Source organism: Streptomyces sp. NBC_01591, assembly GCF_035918155.1.
Classification (GTDB): Bacteria; Actinomycetota; Actinomycetes; order Streptomycetales; family Streptomycetaceae; genus Streptomyces.
In genome coordinates this window covers 7,000,538-7,015,064 of sequence record NZ_CP109327.1, presented here as the reverse complement: position 1 = coordinate 7,015,064, position 14,527 = coordinate 7,000,538, and the positions used below count along the sequence as shown (strand labels likewise).

Here is a 14,527-nt window from a genome sequence, read left to right as displayed (position 1 = left end):
TGGAGTGAAAGGGAGTTCGACACACCGGCAAATGATTGTCATGCCCTGGACAGATGGATACTCTGAGCGGGCTTCACGGCCCCTCGGCCCACCCCACTCGGGCCCGGGGGCCGTCTCTTCTCCCCCCACCGAGCAGGAGCAGGTATGCCCAGCCGCGCCGCAGCCCACACAAAGGGCCGCGCATCCGTCCTGGCGGCCCTCACCGCCACCGTCCTGACCGTCACCGGCACACCGGCCTTCGCCGCGCCGGACGGCGGCGACCCGATGAACCGGGCGTTCGCGCGGGCCGCCGCGGAGTTCGACGTACCGCGCGATCTGCTCGCCGCCGTCGGCTACGGCGAGACCCGGCTCGACGGCCACTCCGGACGCCCCAGCCAGGCCAACGGCTACGGCGTGATGCATCTGGTGAGCAACCCCACGAACCGGACGCTGGAACGGGCGGCGGCCCTCACCGGCAAGCCGCTCGCCGAGCTCCGCACCGACACCGGGGCCAACATCCTGGGCGGCGCGGCGGTGCTGCGCAGTTACGCGGACAAGCTCGGCCTCGACGCCCGGGACCGCGACGACATCGACGCCTGGTACCCGGCCGTCGCCCAGTACGGCGGCGCGCAGGGCCCCGCCGCCGCCCTCTACGCCGACACCGTCTACACCTTCCTGGCCACCGGGCTCAAGGCGGTCGTCCCGGGCGGCGAGCGGATCTCGGTGACGAGCCGACCGGTCGCCCCGGAGAAGGGTTCGCTCTCCACCACCGACGTACGCACCCAGAGCCCGGACTACCCGTCGGCGCTGTGGGTGCCGGCCCACCCGAACAACTACGCGGCCGGCCGCTCGGCGAAGATCGACAAGGTGGTCGTCCATGTCACGCAGGGCTCGTACGCGGGCTCGATCAGCTGGTTCCAGAACCCGACCGCGGAGGTGAGCGCGCACTACGTGGTGCGCTCCTCCGACGGCGAGATCACCCAGACGGTGCGCGACAGCGACACCGCGTACCACGCCAGGAGCGCCAACGCCTCGGCGCTCGGCATCGAGCACGAGGGGTTCATCGACGACCCGTCCTGGTTCACGGACGCGATGTACCGGACGTCGGCGGCCCTGACCAAGTCCCTGTGCGACCGCTACGGGATCCCGAAGGACCGGGCGCACATCATCGGGCACAGCGAGGCGCCGGGCAACGACCACACCGACCCGGGGCCCTACTGGGACTGGACCCGCTACATGGAGCTGGTCGGCGGGGACTCCGGCGGCGGCGACAGCACCGACGGGCTGAGCTTCCCCTCGTACGCGACCCAGCAGAGCGGCTCGACGGGCGCTCAGGTCAAGGCGGTCCAGCAACTGCTGAACGAGCAGGGCTATTCCGTCGGCGCGGTGGACGGCAGCTTCGGCCCGGCCACGAAGACCGCGGTGACGGCGTATCAGGCGGCGCGCGGGCTGGGCGCCGACGGCGTGGTGGGAGCCAGGACCTGGACCGCGCTGCTGTCGGCCGGTGCGACGCCGAGCCTCCAGCAGGGCGTCTCGGGCGACGGGGTGAAGCGGCTCCAGCGCTCGCTGACGGCGGCGCTCGGCTCGACGGTCGGCATCGACGGCAGCTTCGGTCCGGCGACGGTGACGGCGGTGCGCAACTATCAGACGAGCCGGGGGCTGAACGCCGACGGCGTCGTGGGGCCGGGCACCTGGGCGGCGCTGCAGACGGGGCGCTGACTTCCGTCTCCACGGGCGGAGCGCGTGCGGGTCGCGCGCTCCGCCCCGCGGCTCTCCCGTGACACCGCTCCTGCCTTCAAGACCCATGTCACGTTCAAGTAACCTGCCGGAAACCCTTGACGTTTCTCCTGACTCGTTCTTAACCTCACTGCGTAGTTCGCATTCTTTGCAGTTCACGTGCTGCGGCGCTTTCCGCAGTGTTTTGACAGGCACAGACATAGACCACCTGTCGGTGGTTTCGTCATGCCTGTTTTTTGTGCTCCCCGTGCCGCCGATGGGTCTTCCTCGAAGGCGGATTCATGGCACAACGTCCGAGCGTCAAAGGCGTCGCCGACGTCGTTGCGCTCATCGATGGGCTGGGAAAGATCACCGGCCGGGCGCAGGTCATCTGGTTTCTCGTGTTCGGCGGGCTGTTTCTCGACGCCTATTCGAATGCCGCGCTGAGCGCCGGTCTGGGGCCGATGACGTCCCAGATGGAGCTCACCAGCACCCAGGTCTCGATCCTCACGGCCACCGCTCCGGCCCTGGCGATCATCTTCAACCCGGTCGGCGGGTGGCTCGCCACCCGGATCGGCCGTGTTCCCCCGCTGCTCATCGCCAAGGTGTTCGCGATCGCGGGCGCCCTGCTTGCCGCCTTCGCCGGTGACTTCACCGTTGTCTGGCTCGGCCGGGTCCTGGTGGGTGTCGCGTACGGCATCGACTTCGCCGTCGCCATGGCACTGCTCGCCGAGTACACGCCCGCGAAGCTGGGCGGCCGGCTGAACCTGTGGCAGGCCGTCTGGTACGTCGCCACCACCAGCAACCTCGCGCTCGCCCTGGTCTTCTTCAACCTGGACGTCGGCGCGGACATCTGGCGCTGGTCGGTCGGCTCGGCCGCGGTCGTCGCCATCATGCTGCTGATCGGCCAGTGGCTGATGCTGCGGGAGAGCCCCACCTGGCTGGCGAGCAAGGGCCGGCTGGACGAGGCCGTCGTCAACCTGGACAGGATCTACGCGATCAAGGCCGTCGCCGGGAAGCCCGACGAGGCGACCCGCGCCGCCACCGAGGCGCCCGCCATCGGTTTCCGTCAGGCCGGACTGCTCTTCAAGGGCGAGTACCTGCCGCGCACGGTCCTCTCCTCGGTCATCTCGCTCGGGCAGTCGATGCAGTACTTCGCGGTCGGCTGGTACCTCCCGCTGATCAGCCTGACGATCTTCGGCGAGAGCTTCGAGAAGGCGACGATCGGCTCGATGGTCTTCAACGCCTTCGGTATCGCGGGCGGGCTCCTCTCCGCCTACTTCGGCCGCCGGCTGGGACTGCGGCTCAGCTCCGCGGCAGGCTTCGCCGGGGTCTTCGTGGCGCTGCTCGCGATGGGACTGACCTTCGAGAAGGTGCCCACGGCCGTGGCGTTCCTGCTGCCGGTGCTGTTCATCCTCTGCCACTCCGCGGGCCCGGGTGCCAACGGCAAGTCCATCGCCGCGCTCTCGTACAGCAGCGATGTCCGCGCGCTCGGCACCGGTGTCACCGGGATGGTCGGCAGCTTCGGCAGTGTCGTCGGGCTGTATGTGTTCCCGCAGATCAAGGACTCGCTGGGGCTCGCCGACACCTTCCTGGTGCTCTCCGTCGTGCCGCTGCTCGGCTTGATCACCTGCCTGGCGATCAAGTGGGACCCGACGAAGGCCGCGTCCCCCGACGAGGCCGCCGGACAGGACCGGACCGCCGTCGGCACCCAGCCGGGTTCGCCGGAATCCGCGGAGTCCGTGACCGCGCGCTGACCGGCCGCCGGGCCCGTCGCACCACACGATGGTTCCCTCCCCTCCCCATCCCTCCGCACGGCTCGCTCGCGATGCTCGCAATGAAAGGGCTGCCATGACGCAGACGTTCCCCGGCGCCGCCCCACGGCGCGGTGTGCTGTCCATCGACGAGGGCACCACGGGCACCCGGGCCGGAGTCGTCCTCGACTCCGGCGCCGCCCACGAGGTGTTCTACCGGTCGATCAAGGTCAGCCATCCGGACGACCTCTCGGTCGAGCAGGACCCGATGGAGATCTGGACCGCCACCGTCGAGGTGGCGCGCCGGGCCGTCGGCCGGGCCCGCGAGGAGGGCATCGGGATCACCGCGGTGGCGCTCTCCACCCAGCGGGCGACCGCGATGCTGTGGGACCGGGTGACCGGGCGGCCACTGCTGCCCGCGGTGGTGTGGCAGGACCGGCGGCACGCGGCCGAGCTCACCGCGTACGAGGCGGAGTGGGACGCCGCCCTGCTGGCCCGCCAGGGCCGGCCGGTCGGCGCCCGCGCCCCCTTCCTCTGGGCCGCCCGGCAGATCGCCGCGCACCCGGAGGTGGCCGCCGCGCACCGCGAGGGCCGACTGCTCTTCGGCACCGTCGACACCTGGCTGATCTGGCGGCTCACCGGCGGCGCCGTGCACGCCACGACGCCGACGAACGCCGCCTCCACCGGTGGCTATCTGCTGGAGCGGCATGCCTGGGACGAGGAGTGGATCAGCCACCTCGGCTTCCCCCTCGACCTGCTCCCGGAGCTCCGCTCCGACGACGCCGGATTCGGTACGACCGACCCGGCCGCCCTCGGCATCGCCGTCCCGCTGGCCGCCTCCATGGGCGACCAGCACGCCGCACTCGTCGCGCTCGGCGGCCTCGCCGCCGGGCAGGGCATGTGCGTGTACGGGACCGGCGCCTTCGTCGACGCGGCGACCGGCACCACGCCCGCCCTGCCCCGGCCGGACATCTCCGGGGTGCTCGCCCAGCCCGGCCGGCGGCAGGGCGACATCAGCCACTACAGCCTGGAGGCGTACACCTCCACGGCGGGTTCGGCGCTGCGCTGGCTCTGCGACGACCTGGGCCTGTTCGCATCGCCGAAGGAGCTCGGTGAGGAGGCGGGCCGGGTCCCCACCCGGCCGGGCCGCACCCCGCGTTTCGTCCCGGCACTCGCCGGGGTCCGTACGCCGGTCTGGCACCCGGAGGCCACCGCATCCCTCACCGGGCTCACCCTCGCCACCACCCGCGCCGATCTCGCCCGCGCCGTGCTCGACGGGATCGCGCACTCGGTGTGCGACCTGATCGACGGGGTCGCCGACACCATGGGCACACCGTTCACCCGGCTCCGGGTCGGCGGCGGGGTCTCCGGCAGCGACCCGCTGATGCGGATCCAGGCCGACCTGACCGGCCTGCCGCTGGAGCGGGTCTCCGACTCCGCCACCGCCAGCCTGCGGGGCACCGCGTATCTCGCCGGTGTCGCCCAGGGCCTGTGGTCCTCGCTCGAAGAGGTCGTCGAGGCACAGCCGCTCGGCCGGATCTTCGAGCCCTCGATCACGGCGGCCGAGCGCACCGCGCAGCGGTCCGCCTGGCGCGACGTGCTCATCGCCCACCTGAACGACCCCGCTCTGCTCCCCCTGAAGGACCCCGAACCTCACACCCCCCACTGACGGCCCCCCGACCGTCACCCGGCGGCCGGTACCGACCACGCGGCCGCCGCACCGAAACACCAGGAGTTGATGTTGTGATCACCATGCCCGCCCGGAAGCCGCGGCGCAGCGCCGCGGCGACCCGCCGAACGCCCCTGCTGCTCGACCGGGCGGCCCTCAAGCGCCGACTGGCCGACGACACGTACGACGTGCTCGTCATAGGCGGCGGCATCACCGGGGCGTACGCCGTGCTCGACGCGGCCTCGCGCGGGCTGCGCGCGGCGCTGGTCGAGAAGGACGACTTCGCCTCCGGTACGTCGTCGAAGTCCTCGAAGATGGTGCACGGCGGCCTGCGCTACATCGAGCAGGGCAACGTCAACCTGGTCCGCCACTCGCTCCTGGAGCGGCACCGCTTCCGGAAGAACGCCCCGCACCTGGTGCACCGGCTGCCGTTCCTCTTCCCGATCCTGGACAAGGAAGGCATCTTCGACGCCCGCCTCGCCAAGGGGTTCGAGGGCTTGCTGTGGACGTACGACCTGGTCGGCGGCTGGCGGATCGGCAAGCTGCACCAGCGGCTCACCGTTCCCGAGGTCCTCGCGCAGGCGCCGACGCTGCGCGCGGAGAACCTCAAGGGCGGGCTGATGTACTTCGACGCCCGCACCGATGACGCCCGCCTCGTCCTCACCATCGTCCGGACCGCGGCCGCGCTCGGTGCGACGATCCTCAACGGGGCCAGGGCCGAGGGTCTGCTGATGCAGATGGGCAAAGTGTCCGGCGCCCGGGTCTCGGCGGACGGCGACACCTTCGACATCCGGGCGCGGGCCGTCGTCAACGCCACGGGCGTATGGACCGACGAGCTCGACGCGAAGGCGGACGACGGCCACAAGCCGCAGGTCAGGCCCGCCAAGGGCGTCCACATCGTGGTGCCGTGGGACAAGGTGCGGATCAACTGCACGGTCACCGTGCCGATCCCCGGCCGGGCCCGCCGCGCGACCTGCACCCGCTGGGGCAACAGCGTCGTGCTCGGCACCACCGACGAGGACTACCAGGGCTCCCCCGACGATGTGCACTGCACCCGGGAGGAGATGGACTTCCTGCTGGAGGGCGCCAACACCGCCTTCGAGGGGAAGCTCACCCCGGACGACGTGGTCGGCTCCATCGGCGGTCTGCGCCCGCTGGTCGGCGGCAAGGAGGGCGCGACCCTCGACATGCGCCGCGACCACCACATCACCATCGGCCGCACCGGCATGGTGACGGTGACCGGCGGCAAGCTCACCACCAGCCGGCACATGGGCGAACTCGTCATCGACAAGGTGATGACGGTCCTCGGCCGCAAGGGCAGGAGCCGCACCACCGATCTCCCGCTGCTCGGCGGCGCCGGTTACGACGCCGAGGCCGTCGCGGCCTCCGGCGGCATCGCCGCACACCTCGGCGAGCGCTTCGGCACCGAGGCCCGCTTCGTCGGCGACCTGATCCAGGACGACCCGGCGCTGGCCGAGCCGATCGTCGCGGGACTGCCGTACACCAAGGCCGAGGTCGTGTACGCGGCCCGCGCCGAACTCGCCCGCTCGGTCGACGACGTGCTCTCCCGCCGGATGCGCGCCCGGCTGTTCGCCCGGGACGCGTCCGCCGACGCCGCCGAGGCCGTCGGCGCGATCCTCGGCCGGGAACTGAACCTCACGGAGGCCGAGGTGGAGCGTTCGGTCTCCGAGTACCTCGCAGCCGTCCGTCACGAAAAGTCCGTACTCCTCGAAGGGGCAGCAGCATGATCAGCCGTCAGACCATCACCCACCCGTTCAACCGGGGCAACTACACGATCGGCGCCCCCAGCTTCGCCAAGTGGGCGCAGAACACCCCGATCGGGGACGGCGAGGCCGCCCTCCAGGTGAACCCGGTCGAGGTCCCCGAGACCGTGATCGAGGCACTGCGTGAGGCCGCGCACGCCGTGCACACCGCCCGCGAGGAGGTCGTCACCCGGACCCGTGACTGGTGGGCCGGCTCGATGATCGGCGAGACCGAGGGCCGCCCCGCGACGCCGGACGCGGTGATCGTCGAGGCGGCCGACGCCGACCAGGTCGCGGCCGTGCTGCGGATCTGCCACGAGGCGGGCATCCCGGTCACCCCGTCCGCCGGCCGCTCCAACGTCACGGGCGCGGCGCTCCCCGTCTTCGGCGGCGTCGTCCTGGACGTCTGCGGACTGAACGAGATCACCGGCTTCGACGCCGAGTCCAACATCGTGGACGTCCAGGCCGGCATGTTCGGCGACCTCTTCGAGAAGCAGCTCCAGGAGGAGTACGGCGTCACCACCGGCCACTGGCCGTCCGCGTTCGCCGTCTCCACGGTCGGCGGCTGGATCGCCTGCCGCGGCGCCGGTCAGCTCTCCACGCGTTACGGCAAGATCGAGGACATGGTCGTCGGAGTGGACGTCGTGCACGCGGACGGTACGCGGGCCACGTACGGCGACTATGCCCGCGCCGCGGTCGGCCCGGACCTGCGCCAGCTGTTCGTCGGCTCCGAGGGCACCCTCGGCGTCATCGTCTCGGCGCGGCTGCGGGTCCACCCGCTGCCGGAGTACGCCAATGCCGTCGCGTACGGCTTCAAGACCTTCGCCGAGGGCCTGGACGCCTGCCGCAAGATCATGCAGCGCGGTGCGACCCCGGCCGTCCTGCGGCTGTACGACACCCTGGAGTCGGGCACCCACTTCGGCCACCCGGAGACCAACCTCCTGCTCATCGCCGACGAGGGCAACCCGGCCATCGTCGACGCCTCGATCAAGGTGGCGTCCGAAGTCTGCGAGGCGTACGGCCCCGAGCTGGACAGCAAGGCGGTCTTCGAGCGCTGGCTGGACGAGCGGATGCTGGTCGGCAAGTCCGCCGACGGCTTCAAGCCCGGTCCCGGCTTCGTGGCCGACACCCTGGAGATGGCCGCGTCCTGGACCGACCTCCCGGTGATCTACGACGAGGTGGTCGCCGCGATCCAGTCGGTGCCCGGCACCCTGGCCGCCTCGGCCCACCAGTCCCACGCGTACACCGACGGCGCCTGCGTCTACTTCTCGCTGCGCGGCGACGTGGCTCCCGAGTCGCGCCGCGACTGGTACCGCTCGGTGTGGGACGCGGCCAACGCCGTACTGATCAAGCACGCGGCGGCGCTCAGCCACCACCACGGCTGCGGCCTGCTGCGCGGCCCCTACCTGGAGGAATCCCTCGGGGCGGGCTTCGCGACCTTCGTCGCGGTGAAGAAGGCCCTGGACCCGGCCGGCATTCTCAACCCTGGCAAACTGGGCCTTCCCAGCCGATTCGGTACGTCTCCGCTGAACTGACGTCAGGCCTCAGCAGCCACGAACCCCTCCCTCCCCAGGCAGGCCCTTGCCATGACCCCTTCCCCCTCCCGGTCCGGTGCCGCACTCGACCCCCGGCTCACCGCGGCGTTCGCCGAGGTGCCGGTCGTCGCGTCGGTCGTCGGCACCCAGCCGCTGCGGCAGTTCCTGACCGCACCGGCCAAGGTGTGCATCCTCGCGTCGTTCGCGGTGGGGCAGCTGCCACAGGTCGTGCCTGCGCTGGGCCGGGCGGGGAAGACCGTGTTCGTGAACGTGGACAGCAGCCCCGGTCTGGCTCAGGACCGGGGCGCGCTGGAGTTCATCAAGAACATGGGCGCGCACGGCGTGGTCAGCACCCGGCTCTCCCTCATAGAGAAGGGCCGCCCGCTCGGCCTGCTGACGATGATGAAGGTGTTCGTCACCGACCGGTCCAATCTGCGCCGCTCCACGGACGCGATCTCGCGCGGGGCGCCGGACCTGGTCGAGATCATGCCCGCCCCGATCGTCGCCCGGATGAGCGCGCAGGCACAGCGCGCGATGTCCCCGTCGGTGGCCGCGGGCTTCGTGGAGTCCCCCGCGGACGTCGCGCTCGCGCTGGCCCTCGGGTCGGCCGCCGCCGCCACGTCCGACCCCCGCCTCTGGCATCTGCGCCGGGACCAGCTGCCGCCGGTCCCGCCCGCCGCCCTGAAGAGGCCCGCCGCACCCCAGGAGTAACCCCCATGACTTACGTGGTCGTAGCCCGCTACCGCACCGGGGCCGGTGAGGAGAACACCGTCCTGCCCCTGCTCGACACGGTGGCCGCCGCCTCCCGCAAGGAGCCCGGCAACCTCGCCTACCGGGTCCACCAGGGCATTGAGGACCCGCGGGCGATCGTGCTGTACGAGGAGTACACCTCCGAGGCCGACTTCACCGCCCACTGCGCCACCCCGCACTTCCAGGAGATCGTGCTCGGCAAGGTCGTCCCGCTGCTGGAGAGCCGCGACGTGCTGCGCTGCGCCCCGCGTCCGGAGGTGGGCGCGTGAAGACCCGTGCGGTGGTGCTGCGCGGGATATCGACGGCCCGACCGTACTCCGACACCCGCCCGGTCGAGGTGGAGGAGCTGGAGCTGGGCGCCCCGCGCGAGGGCGAGGTGCTGGTACGGATCGCGGCCGCCTCGCTCTGCCACTCGGACCTCTCGGTGGTCAACGGCGACCGGGTCCGCCCGCTGCCGATGGCGCTGGGTCACGAGGCGGTGGGCGTCGTCCAGGACACCGGACCGGGCGTCGGCCGGGTCTCCCCCGGCGACCATGTGGCGCTGGTCTTCGTGCCGAGCTGCGGCTTCTGCGGTGACTGCGCGGCGGGCCGGCCGGCCCTGTGCGCGCAGGCCGCGGCGGCGAACGGTTCGGGTGCACTGCTGCACGGCCCGTCACTGCTGACCGACGCCGCCGGCAACCCGGTCCACCACCAGCTGGGCGTCTCCGCCTTCTCCGAACACGCGGTGCTGGCCCAGGAGTCGGTGGTCCCGATCCCCAAGGACATCCCGTTCACCGTGGCGTCGATGTTCGGCTGCGCAGTACTGACGGGCGCGGGCGCGGTGATCAACACGGCGGCCCTGCGTCCGGGGCAGTCGACGGTGGTCTACGGCCTGGGCGGGGTGGGCCTCTCCGCGGTGCTGGGCGCCCGCGCGGCGGGCGCGTACCCGATCGTCGCGGTCGACCCGGTCCAGGAGAAGCGCGAGCTGGCTCTACGGCTGGGTGCGACACATGCGTACGCCCCCGACGACGCGGAGCGCCAGATCCGCGAACTCACCTCCGGTGGAGCCGAGTTGGCGGTCGAGGCGGTGGGCAGTCCGAAGGTGATGGCCCAGTGCCTGTCGGCCGTGGCCCGGGGCGGCAAGGTCGTCTCGGTGGGCCTGCCGGCGCCCGACCGGGTGCTGGAGGTGCCGGCCCTGGCGTTCGCGGGCGAGGGCAAGTCCCTGCTGGGCTCGTACATGGGCGACGCGGTGCCGCGCCGCGACATCCCGAGGTTCCTGAACCTGTGGCGGGCGGGCCTGATGCCGGTGGAGCAGATGCACACGGGCACCCTGCCGCTGACCGACATCAACGCGGCGATGGAGGAGCTGGCTTCGGGCCGGGCGATCCGTCAGGTCATCGACACCTCGGGCATGCTGAGCGCCTGACGCCCGAGCCGTGGCCCGGCCGACGGCGCCCCTGCTCGTCCGAGGGGCGTCGCCGGCCGTGCCCGTCACTTGTCGGCCCCCTCCGTGTCCGGTGCGCCGGCGGGTGTGAAGTGCAGGGTGATCCTGCGCCGGCAGATGCGCCATCCTTGCTCGCCGCGCACGATCACATCCTCGTAGGTCACGCTTCCGCACTCGCCGTCCGCGCCGACACCGATCCCCTTGGACCGCGCGTGGACCCGGCCGTCCCCGGCCTCGGTGAGGACGATGTTGCTGACATGGTGGCCGATGGGCGCGCCCGGTTTGCCCGCCCGTGCCCGCGCCATGTCCCGGAAGGCGGCCAGCCCGCGCAGCTCTCCGTGTCCGAGGTTCGAGGTTTCGTAGACGATGTCATCGGTGAACAGCTCGTCCAGCCTGTTCAGTTCGTCGTTGTCGACCAAGTGCCCATGCAGTGCGAGCAGTTCGGAGATGTCCAGACGGTCCTCGACACTGAGCGTCATCGCCGGTCCTTTCGTGAGATCTCGCGACGGTGCGGCAGTTATACGGGGAGGACTCCCCGTACGACCCGGCACAGCACCGGTCACACACCGTCGCGGCCCGGGGAGTTCATTCCGCTGGAGCAACCGCGCGGCGGTCGTAACGAAGCAGCACGACCCCGTTGCCGAATTCCCTGGTCCCGGCCAGACGAAGGCCGGTCCGGCCGGACGAGGCCGGAAACAGGGGCTTGCCCCGGCCGATGAGGACGGGATGGACGTAGACGCGGTACTCGTCGACCAGGTCGAGCCGCATGAAAGTCGCGGCGAGATCGGCACCCCCGAGGCACAGGTCCCCGCCGGGCTGCGCCTTCAGCGCCCTGATCTCCTCCGCGTCGACCTCCCGCCTGATCGTGGTGTTCGAGTCGGCACGTTCCAGGGTCCGGGAGAACACGATCTTGGGCATGTCCCGCCAGATGCCGGCGAACTCCGCCACGGTTTCGGTGGCGGAGGGATCGGAGTCGGCGGTCGGCCAGAAATCCGCCATGAGCTGATAGGTCACCCGGCCTTCCAGGAAACCGCCCATGGTCCGGAGCTGCTCGTTGAAGTGACGGTGCAGTTCGTCGTCGACCAGGTGCCAGTCGATCTCACGGTCCGGCCCCTCCATGAAGCCGTCGAGGGACACCGAGGCCATCAGGACGATCTTCCTCATCGCAATCCTCTTCCGCCGGAGACGTCGCGCCGCGCGGTTGCCCGGCGCCAGAACAGTTGACGCCTCGGCCGCGCGCCTGGCAACGAGTGACACGCTTCGCGGGCGCGGTCCGCGCCAGGATCGGCATACGGTGACGCCCCGGAGGAAAGAGGTTCCGAGGGAGAGTCGGTACGGCCCGATCGGCCGCGGTCCAGTGGGTCATCGAGCACGCCCGGCCCGATCCCGGTTTCCGTGGCGCCTTCTTCAGCGGCTCCACGGTGGGCCTGCCGGACGACGCCGAACTGTCCCCGTACTCGGACGTGGACATCGTGGACATCGTGGTCGTCACCGCCGACCCCGCCCCGCCCGCCAAGCCCGGCAAGCTCCGCTTCCGGGACGCGCTGCTGGAGGTCAGCCTTCTGCCGTGGGAGGAGCTCGCCTCGGCGGACGAGGTGCTCTCATCGAGCGGGGCGACCATCGCGAAGCGGTGTTCTGGATCATCGCGACCTTCGCGCGATGTCACACCGTACTGGCCGCGGATGCCCCCGAACTGCACCAGGCACGCCTCCCGGCCTTCCTGGAGGCGGTCGCCGACCTCGGCATCACATCGACCGGCGACCTCCTCCGCCGGGGCGAGAAGGCCATCGGTTTCCTCCCCGAGCTCCGGCGGACCGCCGGACAGATCCTGGCGGCCGACACCGACATCACCGGCTGACGCGGGCGGCAGGCCGCGAGACCGGCGCGGGCGCGGCAGGACGGCGGACCAGATCAGTAGTGGCCGGTCCGGCCGTCCAGGAGTTCCCTGATGGCGTCCAGGTGGCCCGCGTGCCGGGCGGTCTCCTCGATCATGTGGAACATGATCCAGCGCAGGCTCGCGCCCGACGCCTCGAATTCCGGGTGCCGGCCCACGTCGTCGAGCGACCGTCCCGCGAAGATCTCGTTCGACACCGCGACCTGCCGGTCGTAGTCGTCGAGGAGCTTCGCGAGCAAAACGCCCTCGACCCTCATGTCGGCGTCCTCCGGCTCGTCGAACACCGGCCCCACGGCCGGACGGCCCAGCAGGACGACCTCGAACCAGAGGTGCTCGGCCCACCGAAGGTGCGACATGACACCCGCCATCGTCATGAGCGGCGACGACGGCAGAACGGCGCGGTGCGCGTCCGCCTCCGACAGCTCCTCGCACTTCCAGCGGGCGGTCGCCCGCTGCGTGTCGAGCCAGCCGACGAGCTGAGTCCGCTCGTCCGCTTCGAAGTCCGGGCGCATACGGGAGGGGTACGAGGAGAGCGACATGGGCATCGACGCTACCCGAGGCGATGTCACACCTCACACCACGTGTCGGCGGATGCGGCCGCCGAACTCCCCCTCCACCCGGGCCTGTCGCCCTGATACCTTGGCCGACATGTTCCTCTCCCGTGCGTAGGACCCCGTACTGACCGCACCCCCCCGCTTCCGCCGGGTGCGGCACTTCGGTGTCCCCGCATGCCCGCAGCGCCCTCTGCCGCGCTGCCCTCACGAGGAACGTATCGATGCTCTCGCCATCACCCGTGCCTTCGCGCACGCCTTCGTATGCCACCGTCCTGCGTACCCGTCACGCCGCCCGCACCTTCGGTGCCGCTCTGCTGGGGCGGCTCTCGTACGGGATGGTCTCGCTCTCGCTGCTGCTGGCGGTGAACGCGAGCACCGGCTCATACTCCGTCGCCGGTGCCGTCATGGCGCTCTTCGGGGCGACCAGTGTCTTCCTCTCCCCCGCCCGTGCCGCAATGATCGACCGGTACGGGCCGCGCCGGGTCCTGCCGCCGATGGCCGGGGTCTACGCGGTACTGCTCGCCGCCCTCGCGTACGCCACCTGGCGGCCGGGGACCTCGGCGTTCCTGCTGGGGACGTTGGTCGCCGCGGCGGGGGCCTGTTCACCACCGCTGGGGCCGGTGATGCGGACCCTGTGGAGCAGTCTCGTCGCCGACCGGGAACTGCTGCGGCGCGCCTACAGCCTGGACGGTGTCGCCGAGGAACTCCTCTTCGTCAGCGGTCCGTTGCTGGTGGGGGTGGTGGTGAAGTTCGCCTCGCCCGCGGCCGGGGTCGCGGTCAGCGCCGCGCTGATCCTCGTGGGCACGCTGGCGCTGGTGTCCTCACCGGCGGTACGCGATACGGGCGCGGCGCCGTCCGACGACACGGCGGCCGGTCCGGACGTCCCGCCGGACGGGCGGCGGCTGCTCGGCGTCATCGGGCTGCGGCACGCGGTGCTGGTGACGGCGGCCGTGGGGTTGTGCCTGGGGGGCCTGGACCTGCTGGTGGTGGCATTCACCGAGCAGCGTCACCAGGGCGCGGGGGCTGTCTCGTGGGTGCTCGCCGCGCTCTCGGCCGGAAGCGCGGTCGGGGGGCTCGCCTACGGCGCCGTCTCCTGGCGGGCGTCGAACCGGGCGCGGCTCCCGCTGCTGGCCGCCGGACTGGGCGCCGCCGTGGTCGGGGCCGGGCTGTCGCCCAGTGTGTACGTGCTGGCCGCGCTCGCCGCGGTGGCCGGGCTGTTCGTCGCGCCCGCGCTGACCACCGCGTACCTCATCGCGGACGAGTCCGTGGGCTCGGGCAGCCGCACACAGGCGGGTGCCTGGGTGAACACCGCGGTCAACGCCGGGTCGTCGGTGGGCGCCGCGACGGTGGGCCTGCTGGTGGACCGGCTCCCGCCGGCCGTCTGCTTCGCGGTCGCGGCGGTGCCCGCGCTGCTGTGTGCGGCCGTGGTGGCTCGCGGTTCGGCGGCCCGTGGTGCGGTGGCTCGCGGCGCGGTCAGCCGTTCGTGACCT

Annotated in this window: 13 protein-coding genes; 10 read left to right on the top strand and 3 right to left on the bottom strand. The window is 71.6% G+C overall.

The features are described 5' to 3' along the window. Window positions 1-144: 144 nt before the first annotated feature. The 8 genes from OG978_RS32185 (at window position 145) to OG978_RS32150 (ending at window position 10,571) form a co-directional block, all read left to right on the top strand. Window positions 145-1,698 carry a peptidoglycan recognition protein family protein gene (locus OG978_RS32185; protein WP_326768559.1) on the top strand — a complete coding sequence of 518 codons (1,554 nt, stop codon included), beginning with the start codon at window positions 145-147 and terminating at the stop codon, window positions 1,696-1,698. Window positions 1,699-1,997: 299 nt separating this feature from the next. Next, a complete protein-coding gene (locus tag OG978_RS32180; RefSeq protein WP_326768558.1) occupies window positions 1,998-3,452 on the top strand; it encodes an MFS transporter in 1,455 nt (484 codons plus the stop codon). A gap of 94 nt (window positions 3,453-3,546) precedes the next feature. Continuing rightward, window positions 3,547-5,118 carry an FGGY family carbohydrate kinase gene (locus tag OG978_RS32175; protein ID WP_326768557.1) on the top strand — a complete coding sequence of 524 codons (1,572 nt, stop codon included), beginning with the start codon at window positions 3,547-3,549 and terminating at the stop codon, window positions 5,116-5,118. 74 nt (window positions 5,119-5,192) lie between these two features. Further along, a complete protein-coding gene (locus tag OG978_RS32170) occupies window positions 5,193-6,866 on the top strand; it encodes a glycerol-3-phosphate dehydrogenase/oxidase (protein ID WP_326768556.1) in 1,674 nt (557 codons plus the stop codon). Beyond that, a complete protein-coding gene (locus OG978_RS32165; RefSeq protein ID WP_326768555.1) occupies window positions 6,863-8,416 on the top strand; it encodes an FAD-binding oxidoreductase in 1,554 nt (517 codons plus the stop codon). The genes OG978_RS32170 and OG978_RS32165 overlap by 4 nt, the downstream gene beginning before the upstream one ends. A 51-nt stretch (window positions 8,417-8,467) precedes the next feature. Next, window positions 8,468-9,127, top strand: coding sequence for a glycerol-3-phosphate responsive antiterminator (locus tag OG978_RS32160; RefSeq protein ID WP_326768554.1), 660 nt, complete (start codon window positions 8,468-8,470; stop codon window positions 9,125-9,127). Window positions 9,128-9,132: 5 nt separating this feature from the next. Then, window positions 9,133-9,435 carry a putative quinol monooxygenase gene (locus OG978_RS32155; protein WP_326768553.1) on the top strand — a complete coding sequence of 101 codons (303 nt, stop codon included), beginning with the start codon at window positions 9,133-9,135 and terminating at the stop codon, window positions 9,433-9,435. Next, window positions 9,432-10,571 (top strand): zinc-binding dehydrogenase, encoded by a 1,140-nt coding sequence (locus OG978_RS32150; RefSeq protein ID WP_326768552.1) that lies wholly within the window; start codon window positions 9,432-9,434, stop codon window positions 10,569-10,571. Before OG978_RS32155 ends, OG978_RS32150 begins: the two co-directional genes overlap by 4 nt. 65 nt (window positions 10,572-10,636) lie before the next feature. Here OG978_RS32150 and OG978_RS32145 read toward each other — a convergent pair whose 3' ends face one another. Both OG978_RS32145 and OG978_RS32140 read right to left on the bottom strand, forming a co-directional pair. Further along, the gene (locus tag OG978_RS32145) at window positions 10,637-11,068 is read right to left on the bottom strand and encodes a nuclear transport factor 2 family protein (protein ID WP_326768551.1); all 432 of its coding nucleotides are present in this window, start codon (window positions 11,066-11,068) and stop codon (window positions 10,637-10,639) included. Window positions 11,069-11,174: 106 nt separating this feature from the next. Then, window positions 11,175-11,753, bottom strand: coding sequence for a dihydrofolate reductase family protein (locus OG978_RS32140; RefSeq protein ID WP_326768550.1), 579 nt, complete (start codon window positions 11,751-11,753; stop codon window positions 11,175-11,177). 403 nt (window positions 11,754-12,156) lie between these two features. Between OG978_RS32140 and OG978_RS32135 the strand changes: the two genes are divergently transcribed. Then, on the top strand, window positions 12,157-12,447 hold the full coding sequence (locus OG978_RS32135; protein WP_326768549.1) for a hypothetical protein: 291 nt from the start codon (window positions 12,157-12,159) through the stop codon (window positions 12,445-12,447). A gap of 53 nt (window positions 12,448-12,500) precedes the next feature. On the opposite strand, the gene OG978_RS32130 is transcribed toward OG978_RS32135, so the two are convergent. After that, window positions 12,501-13,022 carry a DinB family protein gene (locus tag OG978_RS32130; RefSeq protein ID WP_326768548.1) on the bottom strand — a complete coding sequence of 174 codons (522 nt, stop codon included), beginning with the start codon at window positions 13,020-13,022 and terminating at the stop codon, window positions 12,501-12,503. Between the two features lie 236 nt (window positions 13,023-13,258). Between OG978_RS32130 and OG978_RS32125 the strand changes: the two genes are divergently transcribed. Then, window positions 13,259-14,524, top strand: a complete 1,266-nt coding sequence (locus OG978_RS32125) for an MFS transporter (RefSeq protein ID WP_326768547.1) — start codon at window positions 13,259-13,261, stop codon at window positions 14,522-14,524. Window positions 14,525-14,527 lie beyond the last annotated feature (3 nt).

What these genes read in the sequence shown, in the direction of transcription:
- OG978_RS32185 (WP_326768559.1), top strand. Translation starts at nt 145, where the DNA reads ATGCCCAGCCGCGCCGCAGCCCACACAAAGGGCCGCGCATCCGTCCTG.
- OG978_RS32180 (WP_326768558.1), top strand. Translation starts at nt 1,998, where the DNA reads ATGGCACAACGTCCGAGCGTCAAAGGCGTCGCCGACGTCGTTGCGCTC.
- OG978_RS32175 (WP_326768557.1), top strand. Translation starts at nt 3,547, where the DNA reads ATGACGCAGACGTTCCCCGGCGCCGCCCCACGGCGCGGTGTGCTGTCC.
- OG978_RS32165 (WP_326768555.1), top strand. Translation starts at nt 6,863, where the DNA reads ATGATCAGCCGTCAGACCATCACCCACCCGTTCAACCGGGGCAACTAC.
- OG978_RS32160 (WP_326768554.1), top strand. Translation starts at nt 8,468, where the DNA reads ATGACCCCTTCCCCCTCCCGGTCCGGTGCCGCACTCGACCCCCGGCTC.
- OG978_RS32155 (WP_326768553.1), top strand. Translation starts at nt 9,133, where the DNA reads ATGACTTACGTGGTCGTAGCCCGCTACCGCACCGGGGCCGGTGAGGAG.
- OG978_RS32145 (WP_326768551.1), bottom strand. Translation starts at nt 11,068, where the DNA reads ATGACGCTCAGTGTCGAGGACCGTCTGGACATCTCCGAACTGCTCGCA.
- OG978_RS32140 (WP_326768550.1), bottom strand. Translation starts at nt 11,753, where the DNA reads ATGAGGAAGATCGTCCTGATGGCCTCGGTGTCCCTCGACGGCTTCATG.
- OG978_RS32130 (WP_326768548.1), bottom strand. Translation starts at nt 13,022, where the DNA reads ATGTCGCTCTCCTCGTACCCCTCCCGTATGCGCCCGGACTTCGAAGCG.
- OG978_RS32125 (WP_326768547.1), top strand. Translation starts at nt 13,259, where the DNA reads ATGCTCTCGCCATCACCCGTGCCTTCGCGCACGCCTTCGTATGCCACC.